The following is a 16,174-nucleotide window of genomic DNA, read 5'->3' on the forward strand; positions in this document are numbered from 1 at the left end:
CGTGCCGCCACCCAACACCAATTGTTGAATACCGCACGTAATTAGGCGGCAAATAATACCAGAGCTTCACTCCAACGCAAGTTGTCGCTTGCACCGACCGTCGTCTGCTAGGCTCGCCACTCATTTGTAACGCCCTGCGAGACCTTCCGCGTGTCCGACGTCATTCTGCGCCTTGCCCTGCCCTCCCCGCTGCGTCGCCTGTTCGACTATCGGGCGCCGGCGAGCATGGCGCGCCAGGCACTCACCCCGGGCATGCGCATCCGCGTACCGTTCGGCCGTCGCGAGATGATCGGCGTACTGGTCGAGGTGTGCGACCACAGCGAGGTCCCTGCCGACAAACTCAAGCCGGCCAGCGCCCTGCTCGACCCTGTTTCGCCGGTGCCGGCGTCACTGTTCAAGCTGTGCCTGTGGACTGCCCAGTATTATCAGCACAGCCTCGGCGACACCCTGAGTTGGGCCCTGCCCACCTTGCTGCGCCAGGGCGAGCCAGCCGAGATGCGCCAGGAGCGCTTCTGGCACGTCGCCCCCGATGCCCGCATCGAAGACCCACGCATCGCCCGCGCGCCGCGCCAGCGCGACGCCCTCAAGACCCTGGCCCAGCACCCGCACGGCGTGGCGCACAGCCTGCTGAGCAAGCTCAACCTGAACAAGGACAGCCTCGACCTGCTGCTGGCCAAGGACCTGGTTCGGCTCGAAACACGTCGCCACCTGCCGGCGCAGCGCCATGAGCATTGGCTGGCCCAGCCGGAGCTGCCGCTCAACGACGAACAGCGCGAAGCTTTTGACACCGTGCGCGAAGGCTTTGACAGCTTCAATGCCTTCCTGCTGGCCGGCGTCACCGGCAGCGGCAAGACCGAAGTCTACCTGCAGCTGATTCGCGAAACCCTGGAAGCCGGCAAGCAAGCGCTGGTGCTGATCCCCGAGATCAACCTCGGCCCACAGACCCTGGCGCGCTTCGAGCAGCGCTTCAACGCCCGCATCGCCCTGCTGCACTCGGCGGTGAATGACCGCGAGCGCCTCGACGCCTGGCTGGCGGCGCGTGATGGCGAGGCGGATATCATCATCGGCACGCGCTCGGCGCTGTTTACACCGATGAAAAACCCCGGCCTGATCATCATCGACGAAGAGCACGACGGCTCCTATAAACAGCAGGAAGGCCTGCGCTACCACGCCCGCGACCTGGCGCTGGTGCGTGCCCATCAGGAAAACATCCCGATCCTGCTCGGCTCGGCCACCCCGTCGCTGGAAACCTTGCACAACGCCCTGACCGGCCGCTACCGCCTGCTGCGCATGAACCAGCGCGCCGGCGGTGCAAGGCCGCCGCGGATGATCCGCCTGGATGTAAAAAGCCTGCCGCTGGACAGCGGTATCAGCGGCCCGCTGCAGCAGGCCATACGCCAGACCTTGGAGGCCGGCCAGCAGGTACTGGTGTTCCTCAACCGTCGCGGCTTCGCGCCGACCTTGCTGTGCCATGACTGCGGCTGGCTTTCGGAATGCCCGCGCTGTGACGCGCGCATGACCGTGCACCAGCGCTCCGGGGTGCTGCGCTGCCACCACTGCGGCTACGACGAACGCCTGCCGCACCAGTGCCCCAAGTGCAACCACGTTGACCTGCGCGCGGTGGGCGCGGGCACCGAACGTGCCGAGGAACGGCTGAAGGTGCTGTTCCCCGACTACCCGATTCTGCGGGTGGACCGCGACAGCACGTCGCGCAAGGACGCCATGCACAACCTGTTCAGCACCATCCAGCGTGGCCAGCCAAGCATCCTGGTCGGCACGCAGATGCTGGCCAAGGGGCACCACTTCCCGCGGGTTACCCTGGTTGCCATCCTCGATGCCGATGGTGGCCTGTTCTCCGGCGATTTCCGCGCCACCGAGCGCATGGCCCAGCTCATCGTGCAGGTGGCGGGGCGCGCCGGGCGGGCCGAAGAGCCCGGCAAGGTGGTGATCCAGACCCACCTGGCTGACCATCCACTGCTGGTACAACTGACCGAGCAAGGCTACTTCGCCTTCGCCGAGCAGGCCCTGGACGAGCGCCGCGCCGCCGGCTTGCCGCCCTTTTCCCACCTCGCCCTGCTGCGCGCCGAAGCGCACAAGCCAGGGCAGGCCGAGGGCTTCCTCGACGAGGCCTGCAACGCAGCGGAACGGCTGGTGGCCGAGCAACGCCTGCCCGGTATTGAACTGTTGGGCCCGGTACCTGCTCCGATGGAGCGCAAGGCCGGGCGCTTCCGCGCGCAACTGTTGATCCAGGCCAACACGCGGGCACCCTTGCATCGACTGATCAGTGCCTGGTTGCTAGTGTTGGAGCAGCTGCCAAGCGGGCGGCAAGTACGCTGGTCGCTGGACGTCGACCCAGTCGACCTTTATTGAGCTTGCCGCCCAAAGGTTGGCAACCCGGCCCCGGAAACGGATAATGCCCAGTTTTTCCACCTGCGCACCCAGGCGCTCCACCGCGCTAGCGGTCGAAAAGAGATCCCCATGAAAGACACCATTCGCCAGCTGATCCAGCAAGCCCTCACCCAACTCGTCACCGACGGTGTGCTGCCTGAAGGGCTGTCGCCGGCGATCCAGGTGGAAAACGCCCGGGACAAGACCTACGGCGACTTCGCCAGCAACATCGCCATGATGCTGGCCAAACCGGCCGGTATGAAGCCGCGCGACCTGGCCGAAAAACTGATCAACGCCCTGCCGGCCAGCGCCGACATCAGCAAGGTCGAGATCGCCGGCCCCGGCTTCCTGAATTTCTTCCAGAACACCGACGCCCTGGCCAACCGCCTGGACGCAGCCCTGGCCGACGGCCATTTGGGCGTGCGCAAAACCGGCCCGAGCGAAAAAGTCGTGATCGACATGTCGGCGCCGAACCTGGCCAAGGAGATGCACGTCGGCCACCTGCGCTCGACCATCATTGGTGACAGCGTCGCGCGCGTACTGGAGTTCCTGGGTGACAACGTCATCCGCCAGAACCACGTGGGCGACTGGGGCACGCAGTTCGGCATGTTGATGGCCTACCTGCAGGAAAACCCGATCACCAGCGACGAGCTGTCGGACCTGGAAAACTTCTACCGCGCGGCGAAGAAGCGCTTCGACGAATCGGAAGAGTTCGCCACCCGCGCCCGCGGCCTGGTGGTCAAGCTGCAGGCTGGCGACCCCGACTGCCTGGCCCTGTGGACGCGCTTCAAGGATATTTCCCTGTCCCACTGCCAGAAGACCTACGAGCTGCTCAACGTCAAGCTGACCATGGCCGACGTGATGGGCGAGAGCGCCTACAACACTGACCTGGCCAACGTGGTTGCCGACCTCAAGGCCAAGGGCCTGCTGGTCGAAGACCAGGGCGCGCAGTGCGTGTTCCTCGAAGAATTCAAGAACAGCGAAGGCGAGCCACTGCCGGTGATCGTGCAGAAGGCTGACGGCGGCTACCTGTACGCCACCACCGACCTGGCTGCAGTACGCTACCGCAGCAACGTGCTCAAGGCCGACCGCGCGTTGTACTTCGTCGACCAGCGCCAGGCCCTGCACTTCAACCAGGTGTTCGAAGTAGCGCGCCGCGCCGGTTTCGTCGGCCACCCGATGCAGATGGAGCACATGGGCTTCGGAACAATGAACGGCGCCGACGGCCGCCCGTTCAAGACCCGTGACGGCGGCACCGTAAAGTTGATCGACCTGCTCACCGAGGCCAAGGAGCGCGCTTATGCCCTGGTCAAGGAGAAAAACCCGAGCCTGACCGAAGACGAACTGCGCCACATCGGTGAAGTGGTTGGCATTGGCGCGGTGAAATACGCCGACCTGTCCAAGCACCGCACCAGTGACTACAGCTTCAACTTCGAGCAGATGCTCAATTTCGAAGGTAACACCGCGCCATACCTGCTGTACGCCTACACCCGTGTGGCCGGCGTATTCCGTAAGCTGGGCAAGGGCTTCGACGAAGTCGAGGGCAATATCGTCCTGCAAGCGGCGCACGAGCAGGACCTGGCCGCACGCCTGGCGCAATTCGGCGAAGTGCTCAACAGCGTCGCCGACAAAGGCACCCCGCACGTGCTGTGCACATACCTCTACGACCTGGCCGGCCTGTTCTCCAGCTTCTACGAGAACTGCCCGATCCTCGCCGCCGAAACCCCAGAGCAGCAGCAGAGCCGTCTGCGCCTGGCTGCCCTGACCGGTCGCACCCTCAAACAAGGTCTGGAACTGCTCGGCCTGGAAACCCTGGAGCGCATGTAAGTTGGCAGCCAAGAAAAAACCAGCACCCAAGCGCGGCGCCAGCCGCACTCAGGCACCGGCCAAACAGCCGATCCCAGGCTGGGTATGGTTGGCGGTCGGCCTGACCGTCGGCGCGTTCATCGTCTTCCTGATGAAGCTCGAGCCGGGGGGTGGCGATATCAAGCGCACCAAGCCCGAGCAGCAGAAGCCGGAGAAGGTCGCCGAGGCCAGCAAATCCACGCCTGCCACCGTGCAGCAACCGGTGAAGCCGAAGTACGACTTCTACACCCTGTTGCCAGAGTCGGAAGTGATCGTGCCACCAGAGGCAGTGCCTGAGAAGACGCCACCTGTGCCAGCACAACCGGTGACCCCGGTGACGCCAGCAGAAGCGGCGAAGATCGACACGGCACGTGCCCAGGCCGCCCTGCTGGGACAAACACCACCACCTGCGCCGCCGGTGATCAAGCCTGCAGCCACTACGCAGTTCTTCCTGCAGGCCGGCTCGTTCCGCAAGCAGGCCGATGCCGACAAGGTGCGCGCGCAGATCATCCTGCTCGGCCAGGCGGTGAAGGTGGAGTCGGGGACCGTCAAGGATGAGACCTGGTACCGCGTACTGGTGGGGCCGTTCAGCAATCGAGAACAGCTGACCGGGGCGCAGAAGCAGCTGGCGGGGGCAGGGTTCAGCAACCTGCTGCTACAGCAGCGACAGACCCGTCAGTAACAAAAAAAAGGCCTTGCCGCTCAGCGCGACAAGGCCTTTTTTGTGCCTCAGCGGCGCTCGGCGTTGGCCTGCGAGATCTGCCCGTTCAGGGTCCAGAAGTCATACAGCACGCCCACCAGGAACAAGCCACCGGTGAAGAAGTAGATGATCGCGGTGATCCATTTGCCTTGGTACAGGCGATGCACGCCGAAAATGCCCAGGAAGGTCAGCAGAACCCAGGCGATGTTGTAATCGATGCGCCCGGAATGGAATCGCAGATCAGCCTCCCGGTCCATGGCCGGGATGAGGAACAGGTCGATCAGCCAGCCGATGCCGAGCAGGCCCAGGGTAAAGAACCAGATAGTCCCGGTGATGGGCTTGCCGTAGTAGAAACGGTGCGAGCCAGTGAAGCCGAAAATCCACAGCAGATAGCCGATCACCTTGCTGTGGGTGTCGTGCAGCGGCGCCCCCTGTTCATAACTGTTCATTCGTAGCCCTCGTGGGTTATCCAAAAATTTTCTAAAAAAAAATGTGACTTTTCTGGCGAAGGCCGACGTACGGCAGCATGACAATCGACCAACGGATCAGAAATTGATCAAAAAGCTGTTATAAAGTTGCGCGCCAACACCAAAACCAAAATCAAAACTTCACAAGAGCTTCATCTATGCCGCCTTTGTTCAAGACATGGCTGACCCTCTGCCTATTATTGCCCCTGGCCGCCCACGCCACCAACCGTGAGCAACGTCTTCCCAACGGTTTCACCGGCTATACCACCAATGCCTCGGTGAAACACGCGCCTAGCAAGCACAGCCCGCTACGCGCACGCCCGAGCAGCAGCGCTGCCAAGGCTCACAATCTGCCTGTTGCGGCCATGTCGCCGAAACAGAGCAGCGATGTGCTCAGCCGTGCCGTCAATGTGCTCGGTACCCCATATGTTTGGGGCGGCAGCAGCCCTAAAAAAGGCTTCGACTGCAGCGGGCTGGTGAAATACGCCTTCAACGATGTGGCCGATGTCGACCTGCCGCGCACCTCCAATGCCATGGCCCAGGGCCACGGCGTGAAGGTGGCCAAAAGTGACCTCAAGCCGGGCGACCTGATCTTCTTCAACATCAAGAGCCGCCGGGTAAACCACGTTGCCATCTACCTGGGCAACGACCGCTTCATCCACGCACCGCGCCGCGGCAAGCGGGTGAGCATCGACAACCTGAGCAAGCCCTACTGGCAGAAGCACTATGTGGTGGCCAAGCGGGTGTTGCCGAAGGAACAGCAGCAGTTGGCGCTGGCCAAGCGGTGATCGTCCGGGCTGTTCTGGCCTCTTCGCGGGGCAAGCCCGCTCCCACAGTGGTTATGTGGCCATCATGCCAAGCACACTCCCACAGTGACCAAGCACATTACTTGTGGGAGCGGGCTTGCCCCGCGAAGAGGCCAGAGCAGGCACTACAAAGTCCCGATCACACCCCTGTCACGTAGCCTCTGCATCGCCCCCTCCATCGTCAGCATCCCCTCCGCCGCCCCCGTCTGCATCACTGAACACAGCTGCGCCATGCGCCCTTCGCGGATCAGGTTACGCACCGCAGGGGTGGCCACCAGCACCTCTCTGGCAGCCACCCGCCCACCGCCCACGCGCTTGACCAACACCTGTGCCACCACCAGGCGCAGCGACTCCGCCAACATCGCCCTCACCAACGGTTTCTCCTCAGCAGCAAACACTTCGACCAGCCGATCAATGCTCCCCGCAGCAGAACGCGTATGCACTGTCGCCAGCACCAGGTGCCCCGTTTCGGCGGCCCGCAGGGCCAGGCGAATCGTCTCCAGGTCACGCAATTCGCCGATCACTATCACGTCCGGGTCCTGTCGCAGCGCGCTGCGCAAGCCTTGGGAAAAGTCGCGACAATGCCGACCGATCTCGCGCTGGTTAACCAGGCTGCGCTGGCTGCTGTGGATAACCTCCACAGGGTCTTCAAGCGTGATGATGTGCGCAGATCGCTGGCGACTGAGCTGATCGATCAGCGTCGCCAGCGTGCTGGACTTGCCACTGCCGGTGGGCCCGCCGATCAGAATTAGCCCATCCGTGCACTGCGCAACAGCTAGAAACAATTCTTCAAGGTCAAGTTGGTCCAACGTCGCGATTCGGCTTGGGATCAGGCGCAGGGTGGCCGCCGGGCCATTGAGCTGACGGAACAGGTTCAGGCGAAAGCGGCCAAGTGAAGGCAGCTCCAACGCCAGATCCAGCTCATCGCCTTGTGCCCACTGCTGGCGCTGTCGGTCATCGAGCAGCGGCGCCAGGCTATCGGTCAATGACGCCGGCACTAAATTCGGCAGGTCCATGCGGCACAACTCGCCATCCACGCGCAGCATCGGTATCTCGCCCGCGGCCAGGTGCAGGTCACTCGCCCCTGCATCACGGGCCCGGGCCAACAGGTCGGTCACGTCCATGAGACTCCCCAACGGCCATCAAGCAGGTAGAATGCCGCAGACCCCAGAGCCGACGGCATCGATCCATGTCCACCATAGCAGACAACCTTTCCGCCCTCGCCGCCCGCATCCAACGTGCAGCCGAGGCCGTCGGGCGCGACCCGGCCAGCGTCCACTTGCTGGCGGTGAGCAAGACCAAACCGGCAAGTGCCATCCGCGAAATTCATGCAGCAGGCGTGCGCGATGTCGGCGAAAACTACCTGCAGGAAGCCTTGGGCAAACAGCAAGAGCTGGGCGACCTGCCCTTGATCTGGCACTTCATCGGCCCCATTCAGTCGAACAAGACCAAGGCCATTGCCGAGCATTTCGACTGGGTACATTCCGTGGACCGCCTGAAGATCGCCCAACGCTTGTCCGAACAGCGCCCTCAGGGCTTGCCGCCCCTGAACATCTGCCTGCAGGTGAACGTCAGCGGGGAAGACAGCAAGTCAGGCTGCGCCGCGGCCGACCTTCCCGCGCTGGCCCATGCCGTGGCCGCCCTGCCCAATCTGCGCCTGCGCGGTTTGATGGCAATCCCCGAGCCGAGCGAAGACCGCGCCGAGCAAGAAGCCGCCTTTGCCACCCTGCGCCAGTTGCAAAACACCCTGAATCTCGGCCTGGACACCTTGTCCATGGGCATGAGCCACGACCTGGAAGCCGCGATTGCACAGGGCGCGACCTGGGTTCGCATCGGCACCGCCTTGTTCGGGGCGCGCAACTACGGCCCCGTCTGATCCCATGCTTTACTCACTCTTTCCCTCAAGGACCTGACATGAGCAAGACACGTATTGCCTTCATCGGCGCCGGCAACATGGCCGCCAGCCTGATCGGCGGCCTGCGCGCCCAGGGCCTGGACGCCGCGCAGATCCGCGCCAGCGACCCTGGCGCCGATACCCGCACCCGGGTCCAGGCCGAACACGGCATCGAGGTTTTCGAAGACAACGCGCAGGCCATCACCGGGGCCGATGTAATCGTCCTGGCGGTCAAGCCGCAGGTAATGAAGGCCGTCTGCGAAACGCTGCAGCCAAGCCTGCAAAATGGCCAGTTGATCGTGTCCATCGCTGCCGGCATTACCTGTGCCAGCCTGCAAGCCTGGCTCGGCGCCCGCCCGGTGGTGCGCTGCATGCCCAATACCCCGGCACTGCTGCGCCAGGGCGTGAGCGGCCTGTATGCCACTGCCGAGGTTTCCAGCACACAGCGCGAGCAGGCCGAGCAGCTGCTGTCGGCTGTCGGCACCGCCCTGTGGCTGGATGAAGAACAACAGCTGGATGCAGTCACCGCCGTTTCCGGCAGTGGCCCGGCGTATTTCTTCCTGCTGATCGAGGCCATGACCGCCGCTGGCGAAAAACTCGGCCTGCCACGCGAGACCGCCTCCAAGCTGACCCTGCAGACTGCGCTGGGTGCAGCACACATGGCCGTGGCCAGTGATATCGACGCCGCCGAACTGCGCCGCCGGGTGACATCGCCGGCCGGCACCACCGAGGCAGCGATCAAGTCGTTCCAGGCTAACGGTTTCGAAGCCATCGTAGACAAGGCACTGGCAGCAGCGGCGACGCGTTCCGCCGAGCTGGCCGAGCAATTGGGCAAATAAGGAGTTCCAGATGAATGCACTGTCCGGCGCCGCGATCTTCGTGGTGCAAACCCTGGTCAGCCTGTACCTGGTGATCGTCCTGCTGCGCTTCGTACTGCAGCTGGTAAAAGCCAACTTCTACAACCCGCTGTGCCAGTTCGCAGTCCGCGCCACCCAGCCGCTGCTCAAGCCAATCCGGCGCATCATCCCAAGCGTCGGCGGCCTCGACACCTCGTCGCTGCTGCTGGCGGTGGTCATCCAGGCACTGCTGATGGGCTTTGTGCTGATGGTCACCTACGGCACCTTCGGCGACGTCCTGCACCTGCTGATGTGGGCGATCATCGGCATTACCTCGCTGTTCCTGAAGATATTCTGGGTGGCGATGATTGTCATGGTGATCGTTTCCTGGGTGGCGCCGAACAGCCACAACCCAGCAGCCGAGCTGGCCTACCAGATCAGCGAACCGGTATTGGCGCCGTTCCGCCGCCTGGTACCTAACCTGGGCGGCATGGACATCTCGCCGATCTTCGCCTTCCTGGCGATCCAGGTGATCCAGTCGTTCGTCATGCCCCCGCTGGCCGCCTACGCCGGTATGCCACAAGAACTGTGGCGGATGATCTGACCCCTGTTGTTCCCAGCGGCAAGCCTTTGCTTGCCGCTGGGGGTAGCGCTCTTTAGACTTACGCCTCCGTCAAGCGTGAGCAGGGTCGATGTCCACTGTCCTTCCCGAAGATTCCGTCGGTCTGGTTACACCGCAAACAGCCCAATTCGATGAACCGCTGGCCCTGGCCTGCGGCCGTTCGCTGGCCAGCTACGAGCTGGTTTACGAAACCTATGGCACCCTGAACGCCAGCGCGAGCAATGCCGTGCTGATCTGCCATGCCCTGTCTGGCCACCACCATGCCGCCGGCTACCATGCCGCCACCGACCGCAAGCCGGGCTGGTGGGACAGCTGCATCGGCCCAGGCAAGCCGATCGACACCAACCGTTTCTTCGTGGTCAGCCTGAACAACCTCGGCGGCTGCAACGGCAGCACTGGCCCGAGCAGCGTCAACCCCGCCACCGGCAAACCCTATGGCGCGGACTTCCCGGTACTGACCGTGGTGGACTGGGTGCACAGCCAGGCGCGCTTGGCCGATCGCCTGGGCATCCGGCAATGGGCCGCCATCGTCGGCGGCAGCCTGGGTGGCATGCAGGCCCTGCAATGGACCATGACCTACCCCGACCGCGTGCGCCATTGCGTGGATATCGCCTCGGCGCCCAAGCTTTCGGCGCAGAATATCGCCTTCAACGAAGTGGCACGCCAGGCAATCCTCACAGACCCCGAATTCCACGGCGGTTCGTTCCAGGACCAGGGGGTGATCCCCAAGCGCGGCCTGATGCTGGCGCGTATGGTCGGGCATATCACCTACCTGTCCGACGACTCGATGGGTGAAAAATTCGGCCGTGAGCTCAAGAGCGACAAGCTCAACTACGACTTCCACAGCGTTGAATTCCAGGTCGAGAGCTACCTGCGCTATCAGGGCGAAGAGTTCTCCGGCCGCTTCGACGCCAACACCTACCTGCTGATGACCAAGGCGCTGGACTACTTCGACCCGGCCGCGGCCAATGGCGGGGACCTGGCCGCAACCCTGGCCAATGTCACGGCGGACTACTGCATCATGTCGTTCACCACCGACTGGCGCTTCTCGCCGGCCCGTTCGCGCGAGATCGTCGACGCCCTGATGGCAGCACGCAAGAACGTCTGCTACCTGGAGATCGACTCGCCTTACGGGCACGATGCCTTCCTGATTCCCACGCCTCGCTACATGCAGGGTTTCTCGAACTACATGAACCGCATCGCCATCTGAGGACAGCATGAGAGCCGACCTGGAAATCATCCACGACTGGATTCCCGCCGGCAGCCGGGTACTCGACCTGGGCTGCGGCAGTGGCGAGCTGCTGGCTTCGCTGCGTGATCGCAAGCAGGTCACCGGCTACGGCCTGGAGATCGACGCCGACAATATCGCCGCGTGCGTGGCCAAGGGCGTCAACGTCATCGAGCAAGACCTCGACAAAGGCCTGGGTAACTTCGCCAGCAACAGCTTCGACGTGGTGATCATGACCCAGGCCCTGCAGGCCGTGGAGTACCCTGACCGCATCCTCGACGAGATGCTGCGGGTGGGCCGTCAGTGCATCATCACCTTCCCGAATTTTGGCCACTGGCGCTGCCGTTGGTACTTGGCGACCAAAGGCCGGATGCCGGTTTCGGACTTCATGCCGTACACCTGGTACAACACGCCGAACATTCACTTCTGCACCTTCGCCGACTTCGAAGAGCTGTGCCATGAGCGCCACGCCAAGGTCCTCGACCGCCTGGCTGTCGACCACCTGCACCGCAACGGGTGGGGCGGCCGGCTTTGGCCTAATCTTCTGGGTGAAATCGGCATTTACCGCGTCAGCAGCCCAGGCTTGCAGGAGCACCAACTGGCGGTCTGACGCTCAGCAGAGGAATCGCACCATGCGTCGCCTAACCCTGTTCCTGATCAGCCTGTGCCTGGCCCTGCCGGTACTGGCTGCCGATGCCGCCAAACCCGAGCGCAAGGAAGTTTTCGGCGACGTGACGGTGCACTACAGCGCCTTCACCTCAAGCATGCTGCAGCCGGATATCGCCGCCGCCACGGGGCTGACCCGCAGCAAGAACCAGGGGGTGCTCAACGTTGCCGTGCTCAAGGCCAGCAAGCCCGCGATGGCGGTGGTCAGTGGCACGGTGCAGGACCTCACCGGGCGCAGCAACCCGCTGTCGTTCAGGCAAATCACCGACCGGGGTGCGGTGTACTATATCGCCCAGTTCAAGATCGAACAGGCCGAGACGCTGACCTTCGACCTGAATGTCGAAACCGGCGGGGTCAGCCATAAACTCAGCTTCAACCAGGAAGTGTTCCCAGGCGAATGATGAATTTCCAGCAACTCGTATTGGCCAGCCACAACGCCGGCAAACTCAAGGAACTCCAGGCCATGCTCGGCCAGGCCGTGCAACTGCGCTCGATTGGCGAGTTCAGCCAGGTAGAGCCTGAAGAAACCGGCCTGTCGTTCGTCGAGAACGCCATCCTCAAGGCGCGCAATGCCGCTCGTATTTCCGGCCTGCCGGCACTGGCCGACGATTCGGGCCTGGCGGTGGACTTCCTGGGTGGCGCACCGGGCATCTACTCGGCGCGTTACGCCAATGGCCAGGGCGACGCAGCGAACAACGCCAAGCTGCTAGAAGCACTCAAGGACGTACCGGAGGATCAACGCGGCGCTCAGTTCGTCTGCGTGCTGGCGCTGGTACGCCATGCCGACGACCCGCTGCCGATCCTGTGTGAAGGGCTGTGGCACGGGCGCATCATGACCGCAGCCAGCGGCGAACATGGCTTCGGCTATGATCCACTGTTCTGGGTGCCTGAACGCAGCTGCTCCAGCGCCGACCTCGCCCCGGCCGACAAGAATCAGCTCAGCCACCGCGCCCGCGCCATGGCCCTGCTGCGCCAACGTCTGGGCCTGGCATGATCGAAACGTTGTCCACCCAGCCGCGCCAGCCAGGCGTGGCGGGTTTCGCCACGCTGCCGCCTTTGTCGCTGTATATCCACATTCCGTGGTGCGTGCGCAAATGCCCTTATTGCGACTTCAATTCCCACGCTGCCGGGCCTGAGCTGCCAGAAGAGGCCTATGTCGATGCCTTGCTGACCGACCTCGACCAGGAGCTTCCAGCGGTTCAGGGCCGGCCGATTTCGTCGATATTCTTCGGCGGCGGTACCCCGAGCCTGTTCAGCGCCAATGCGCTTGGCAGGCTGCTGCGCGGTGTGGAGCAGCGCATTACGTTCGCACCGGATATCGAGATCACCCTCGAAGCCAACCCCGGGACGTTTGAGCAGGATAAGTTCAAGGCCTACCGGCAAACCGGCATCAATCGCCTGTCCATCGGCGTGCAGAGCTTCCAGCCAGCCAAACTGGAAGCGCTGGGCCGCATCCACAATGGCGACGAGGCGGTTCGCGCAGCCGGCATGGCGCGCGCGGCAGGTTTCGACAACTTCAACATGGACCTGATGCACGGCCTGCCTGACCAGTCGCTGGACGACGCGTTGGGTGACCTGCGCCAGGCCATCGACCTGGGGCCTACTCACCTGTCCTGGTACCAGCTGACCGTCGAGCCGAACACGGTGTTCTGGAACCAGCCGCCGGAGCTGCCCGAAGACGACATCCTGTGGGACATCCAGGAAGCCGGCCAGGCACTGATGGCGGCGAATGGCTTCAAGCAGTATGAAGTTTCGGCCTATGCCCAGCCAGGCCGCCCTGCCCGGCACAATCTCAACTACTGGCGCTTTGGCGATTTCATCGGCATTGGCGCCGGCGCACACGGTAAGCTGACCTTCGCCGACGGCCGCATTCTGCGCACCTGGAAGACCCGCCTGCCCAAGGACTACCTGAACCTGGCCAAGCCGTTCAAGGCTGGCGAGAAATTGCTGCCGGTCGACGAGCTGCCGTTCGAATTCCTGATGAATGCACTGCGCCTTACCGATGGCGTGGAAGCCGAGCTGTTCAGCCAGCGCACCGGTTTGCCACTCGCGCAACTCGCCGAGGCACGCCGTGCAGCCGAACAAAAAGGCCTTTTGCAGGTCGAACCGGATCGATTGGCGGCCACGCCGCGCGGCCAGTTGTTCCTCAATGACCTGCTGCAGTATTTCTTGACCTAAGGATGACCCATGGATCTGGTACTTGATCTGCTGGCGACGGTTTCCCGCTGGAGCCGTAGCAACCTGTCTGAGATTTCCCTGGCCCTGGTAGGCTGCCTGCTGGTGCTGTTCGGCACCGATATCAAGGCCTGGGTGGAGCAACGCCTGGGCGGCCTGGCCGGTGCCCTGCGCGTTCCGTTCATGGCGGTGCTGGTGATGATCGGCAGTGGCGCGGCGCTGATCTATGCCACACCGTGGGTGGTGAAGGGGCTGAGCCAGTTCAACAACTATGCGCTGGCACCGGTGCTGTTGGTGGTGCTGGTGTTGATCGGCGTGGTGGCTGATCGGCGGGGATGAGATAGCTAAAAGCTGCCCCGGAGAACCAGGGCAGCCCTATCGCTCCGGCTATCCCTTAAAGGGAATCGTCGAAGTGATCACGCATGAAATCCATTGCGGTCTTTAATACGAACAAGATCCGAATGAGCTTCCATACGTGGCTCAGCGCATCAAGCAAACGCTTCATATGCCTTGGCCTCCGTGATGGCGGGCCAATCTTCCAGCATCTAACCGGTACTTCGATGCCTTCGAAAACTATGTGGGTGATTTCGGTGAAGTGGCCGGGTTAATGGCCCTTCGAAGTCAACAACCGGCACGGTTCTCAGGCCATGTCGAAGGGGCCGGAAAGCAGAATTCTTCTCTCTACCCGGCCCATCACCGCTTTGACCCACACAGGAGCAGCGCGATGATACTTGGGATACACGGCCTAAGCTGTTAACTGCTCCGACACACATGATGCTGAATATTTCTCATCATTGACGCAAACTTTCGGGCTGCCTATGATCCACTGACTGTGTGGGGATTTTCGGTGAAGTCCCGGAGCGAAGGATACTCAGTCCTGTCGCTCGCATAAAAAAACCGCTCTTGTCAGAGCGGTTTTTTTTCGCCTTCAGTTGTGAAGACATCACTACATCGATGGCTCAATTCGCCTCAACCCACCTTCTCGAACTTCAAATCCCACACCCCATGCCCCAAGCGCTCACCACGGCGCTCGAACTTGGTGATCGGACGCTCTTCGGGACGCGGCACATAAGCCCCATCCGCCGCCTGGTTGCGGTAACCCGGCGCGGCGCTCATCACTTCCAGCATGTACTCGGCATAGGGTTCCCAGTCGGTCGCCATGTGGAACACGCCACCCGGTTTGAGCTTGCGCCGTACCAGCTCGGCGAACTCCAGCTGCACGATGCGGCGCTTATGGTGGCGCGCCTTGTGCCATGGGTCGGGGAAGAACAGCATCAAGCGGTCGAGGCTGTTGTCGGCCACGCAGCGGTTGAGCACCTCGATGGCGTCGCAGTCGTATACCCGCAGGTTCTTCAGGCCCTGGGTCAGCACGCCGTTGAGCAGCGCGCCAACACCCGGACGGTGCACTTCAACACCGATAAAGTCCTGCTCCGGCGCGGCAGCGGCCATTTCCAGCAGGGAATGGCCCATGCCGAAGCCGATTTCCAGGGTGCGCGGTGCCGAACGGCCGAATACCTGGTCGTAGTCCACCGGGCTCTCAGCCAGCGGCAGGATGTACAGCGGGCCGCCCTGGTCCAGGCCGCGTTGCTGGCCTTCGGTCATGCGCCCGGCGCGCATCACGAAACTCTTGATGCGGCGGTGTGGGCGCGCTTCGCCGTCGGTGGTGGTCGGCGTATCTTGCGATTCAGTCATCAGGGGCTCTTACTTGATCAGACCATCCAGCGGCGAAGAGGCGCTGGCATAGAGTTTCTTCGGCATGCGGCCGGCCAGGTAGGCCATGCGCCCGGCGAGGATTGCGTGCTTCATGGCTTCGGCCATCATCACAGGTTGTTGGGCGTGGGCAATGGCCGAGTTCATCAGCACAGCCTCGCAGCCCATTTCCATGGCGATGGTGGCGTCGGAGGCGGTGCCTACGCCGGCATCGACCAGCACTGGCACCTTGGATTCTTCCAGGATGATCTGCAGGTTGTACGGGTTGCAGATACCCAGGCCGGTGCCGATCAGGCCAGCCAGCGGCATGACCGCGATGCAGCCCGCTTCGGCCAGCTGACGGGCGATGATCGGGTCATCGCTGGTATAGACCATTACGTCGAAACCGTCCTTGACCAGCACTTCGGCGGCCTTGAGGGTTTCAATCACGTTCGGGAACAGGGTCTTCTGGTCGGCCAGGACTTCCAGTTTCACCAGCGTCCGCTCTTCATGCGACTTGCGGCCATCGAGCAGCTCGCGGGCCAGGCGGCAGGTACGGACCGCTTCGACCGCGTCAAAACAGCCTGCAGTGTTCGGCAGGATGGTGTACTTGTCGGGTGACAGCACGTCGAGCAGGTTCGGCTCGCCCGCATTCTGGCCAAGGTTGGTGCGGCGCACGGCGACAGTGACGATTTCGGCACCCGAGGCCTCGGTGGCCAGGCGGGTTTCTTCCATGTCACGGTACTTGCCGGTGCCGACCAGCAGGCGCGACTGGAAAGTGCGCCCGGCCAGGATAAAGGGCTTGTCGCTACGAACGTTGCTCATCGTTGTTCCTCGGGAAAGATTGCTGGGCTTAAA

General features: G+C 62.9%; 17 protein-coding genes. 13 read left to right on the plus strand and 4 right to left on the minus strand.

Annotated elements, in window-relative coordinates; translation table 11 throughout:
* Nucleotides 1-150: 150 nt before the first annotated feature.
* The 3 genes from ACFY68_RS01735 to ACFY68_RS01745 all read left to right on the plus strand — a co-directional run bounded on the left by ACFY68_RS01735 (nt 151) and on the right by ACFY68_RS01745 (nt 4,915).
* On the plus strand, nt 151-2,370 hold the full coding sequence (locus ACFY68_RS01735; RefSeq protein ID WP_387522819.1) for a primosomal protein N': 2,220 nt from the start codon (nt 151-153) through the stop codon (nt 2,368-2,370).
* Nucleotides 2,371-2,478: 108 nt separating this feature from the next.
* Nucleotides 2,479-4,215 (plus strand): arginine--tRNA ligase, encoded by a 1,737-nt coding sequence (gene argS / locus ACFY68_RS01740; RefSeq protein ID WP_387522821.1) that lies wholly within the window; start codon nt 2,479-2,481, stop codon nt 4,213-4,215.
* Between the two features lies 1 nt (nt 4,216).
* Nucleotides 4,217-4,915, plus strand: coding sequence for an SPOR domain-containing protein (locus ACFY68_RS01745; RefSeq protein WP_346614160.1), 699 nt, complete (start codon nt 4,217-4,219; stop codon nt 4,913-4,915).
* 47 nt (nt 4,916-4,962) lie between these two features.
* Here the strand turns inward: ACFY68_RS01745 and ACFY68_RS01750 are convergent, their stop codons facing one another.
* On the minus strand, nt 4,963-5,382 hold the full coding sequence (locus tag ACFY68_RS01750) for a TM2 domain-containing protein (protein ID WP_346614161.1): 420 nt from the start codon (nt 5,380-5,382) through the stop codon (nt 4,963-4,965).
* Between the two features lie 176 nt (nt 5,383-5,558).
* On the opposite strand from ACFY68_RS01750, the gene ACFY68_RS01755 reads away from it, so the two are divergent.
* A complete protein-coding gene (locus tag ACFY68_RS01755) occupies nt 5,559-6,188 on the plus strand; it encodes a C40 family peptidase (RefSeq protein WP_387522823.1) in 630 nt (209 codons plus the stop codon).
* Nucleotides 6,189-6,331: 143 nt separating this feature from the next.
* Here the strand turns inward: ACFY68_RS01755 and ACFY68_RS01760 are convergent, their stop codons facing one another.
* Nucleotides 6,332-7,330, minus strand: coding sequence for a type IV pilus twitching motility protein PilT (locus tag ACFY68_RS01760; RefSeq protein ID WP_387522824.1), 999 nt, complete (start codon nt 7,328-7,330; stop codon nt 6,332-6,334).
* 65 nt (nt 7,331-7,395) lie between these two features.
* On the opposite strand from ACFY68_RS01760, the gene ACFY68_RS01765 reads away from it, so the two are divergent.
* The 9 genes from ACFY68_RS01765 (at nt 7,396) to ACFY68_RS01805 (ending at nt 13,966) form a co-directional block, all read left to right on the plus strand.
* Nucleotides 7,396-8,082, plus strand: a complete 687-nt coding sequence (locus ACFY68_RS01765) for a YggS family pyridoxal phosphate-dependent enzyme (protein ID WP_387522825.1) — start codon at nt 7,396-7,398, stop codon at nt 8,080-8,082.
* Nucleotides 8,083-8,120: 38 nt separating this feature from the next.
* The gene (proC, locus tag ACFY68_RS01770) at nt 8,121-8,939 is read left to right on the plus strand and encodes a pyrroline-5-carboxylate reductase (protein ID WP_387522827.1); all 819 of its coding nucleotides are present in this window, start codon (nt 8,121-8,123) and stop codon (nt 8,937-8,939) included.
* 10 nt (nt 8,940-8,949) lie between these two features.
* Nucleotides 8,950-9,540, plus strand: a complete 591-nt coding sequence (locus ACFY68_RS01775; protein ID WP_012053960.1) for a YggT family protein — start codon at nt 8,950-8,952, stop codon at nt 9,538-9,540.
* 88 nt (nt 9,541-9,628) lie between these two features.
* The gene (locus tag ACFY68_RS01780) at nt 9,629-10,768 is read left to right on the plus strand and encodes a homoserine O-acetyltransferase (protein ID WP_346614166.1); all 1,140 of its coding nucleotides are present in this window, start codon (nt 9,629-9,631) and stop codon (nt 10,766-10,768) included.
* 7 nt (nt 10,769-10,775) lie between these two features.
* Complete coding sequence (gene metW / locus ACFY68_RS01785; protein ID WP_008092977.1) at nt 10,776-11,396, plus strand: methionine biosynthesis protein MetW; 621 nt, start codon at nt 10,776-10,778, stop codon at nt 11,394-11,396.
* Between the two features lie 22 nt (nt 11,397-11,418).
* The gene (locus tag ACFY68_RS01790) at nt 11,419-11,853 is read left to right on the plus strand and encodes a DUF4426 domain-containing protein (protein ID WP_346614167.1); all 435 of its coding nucleotides are present in this window, start codon (nt 11,419-11,421) and stop codon (nt 11,851-11,853) included.
* Complete coding sequence (gene rdgB, locus ACFY68_RS01795) at nt 11,850-12,446, plus strand: RdgB/HAM1 family non-canonical purine NTP pyrophosphatase (protein ID WP_387522829.1); 597 nt, start codon at nt 11,850-11,852, stop codon at nt 12,444-12,446. The genes ACFY68_RS01790 and rdgB overlap by 4 nt, the downstream gene beginning before the upstream one ends.
* Nucleotides 12,443-13,630, plus strand: a complete 1,188-nt coding sequence (gene hemW / locus ACFY68_RS01800) for a radical SAM family heme chaperone HemW (RefSeq protein ID WP_387522830.1) — start codon at nt 12,443-12,445, stop codon at nt 13,628-13,630. Before rdgB ends, hemW begins: the two co-directional genes overlap by 4 nt.
* 9 nt (nt 13,631-13,639) lie before the next feature.
* Nucleotides 13,640-13,966, plus strand: coding sequence for a DUF3392 family protein (locus ACFY68_RS01805; protein WP_346614170.1), 327 nt, complete (start codon nt 13,640-13,642; stop codon nt 13,964-13,966).
* A gap of 630 nt (nt 13,967-14,596) precedes the next feature.
* Here ACFY68_RS01805 and trmB read toward each other — a convergent pair.
* Nucleotides 14,597-15,319 carry a tRNA (guanosine(46)-N7)-methyltransferase TrmB gene (gene trmB / locus ACFY68_RS01810; RefSeq protein WP_346614171.1) on the minus strand — a complete coding sequence of 241 codons (723 nt, stop codon included), beginning with the start codon at nt 15,317-15,319 and terminating at the stop codon, nt 14,597-14,599.
* A gap of 9 nt (nt 15,320-15,328) precedes the next feature.
* Nucleotides 15,329-16,141 carry a thiazole synthase gene (locus ACFY68_RS01815; protein ID WP_346614172.1) on the minus strand — a complete coding sequence of 271 codons (813 nt, stop codon included), beginning with the start codon at nt 16,139-16,141 and terminating at the stop codon, nt 15,329-15,331.
* Nucleotides 16,142-16,174: the final 33 nt, after the last annotated feature.

The organism is Pseudomonas sp. NPDC012596, assembly GCF_042902325.1.
Taxonomy (GTDB): domain Bacteria; phylum Pseudomonadota; class Gammaproteobacteria; order Pseudomonadales; family Pseudomonadaceae; genus Aquipseudomonas.

Excerpts from the sequence above, each read along its gene's own strand:
- rdgB (WP_387522829.1), top strand. The coding sequence starts at position 11,850 with ATGATGAATTTCCAGCAACTCGTATTGGCCAGCCACAACGCCGGCAAA.
- ACFY68_RS01815 (WP_346614172.1), bottom strand. The coding sequence starts at position 16,141 with ATGAGCAACGTTCGTAGCGACAAGCCCTTTATCCTGGCCGGGCGCACT.
- ACFY68_RS01760 (WP_387522824.1), bottom strand. The coding sequence starts at position 7,330 with ATGGACGTGACCGACCTGTTGGCCCGGGCCCGTGATGCAGGGGCGAGT.
- ACFY68_RS01750 (WP_346614161.1), bottom strand. The coding sequence starts at position 5,382 with ATGAACAGTTATGAACAGGGGGCGCCGCTGCACGACACCCACAGCAAG.
- proC (WP_387522827.1), top strand. The coding sequence starts at position 8,121 with ATGAGCAAGACACGTATTGCCTTCATCGGCGCCGGCAACATGGCCGCC.
- ACFY68_RS01790 (WP_346614167.1), top strand. The coding sequence starts at position 11,419 with ATGCGTCGCCTAACCCTGTTCCTGATCAGCCTGTGCCTGGCCCTGCCG.
- metW (WP_008092977.1), top strand. The coding sequence starts at position 10,776 with ATGAGAGCCGACCTGGAAATCATCCACGACTGGATTCCCGCCGGCAGC.
- ACFY68_RS01805 (WP_346614170.1), top strand. The coding sequence starts at position 13,640 with ATGGATCTGGTACTTGATCTGCTGGCGACGGTTTCCCGCTGGAGCCGT.
- trmB (WP_346614171.1), bottom strand. The coding sequence starts at position 15,319 with ATGACTGAATCGCAAGATACGCCGACCACCACCGACGGCGAAGCGCGC.
- ACFY68_RS01765 (WP_387522825.1), top strand. The coding sequence starts at position 7,396 with ATGTCCACCATAGCAGACAACCTTTCCGCCCTCGCCGCCCGCATCCAA.
- ACFY68_RS01755 (WP_387522823.1), top strand. The coding sequence starts at position 5,559 with ATGCCGCCTTTGTTCAAGACATGGCTGACCCTCTGCCTATTATTGCCC.
- ACFY68_RS01780 (WP_346614166.1), top strand. The coding sequence starts at position 9,629 with ATGTCCACTGTCCTTCCCGAAGATTCCGTCGGTCTGGTTACACCGCAA.
- hemW (WP_387522830.1), top strand. The coding sequence starts at position 12,443 with ATGATCGAAACGTTGTCCACCCAGCCGCGCCAGCCAGGCGTGGCGGGT.
- argS (WP_387522821.1), top strand. The coding sequence starts at position 2,479 with ATGAAAGACACCATTCGCCAGCTGATCCAGCAAGCCCTCACCCAACTC.
- ACFY68_RS01775 (WP_012053960.1), top strand. The coding sequence starts at position 8,950 with ATGAATGCACTGTCCGGCGCCGCGATCTTCGTGGTGCAAACCCTGGTC.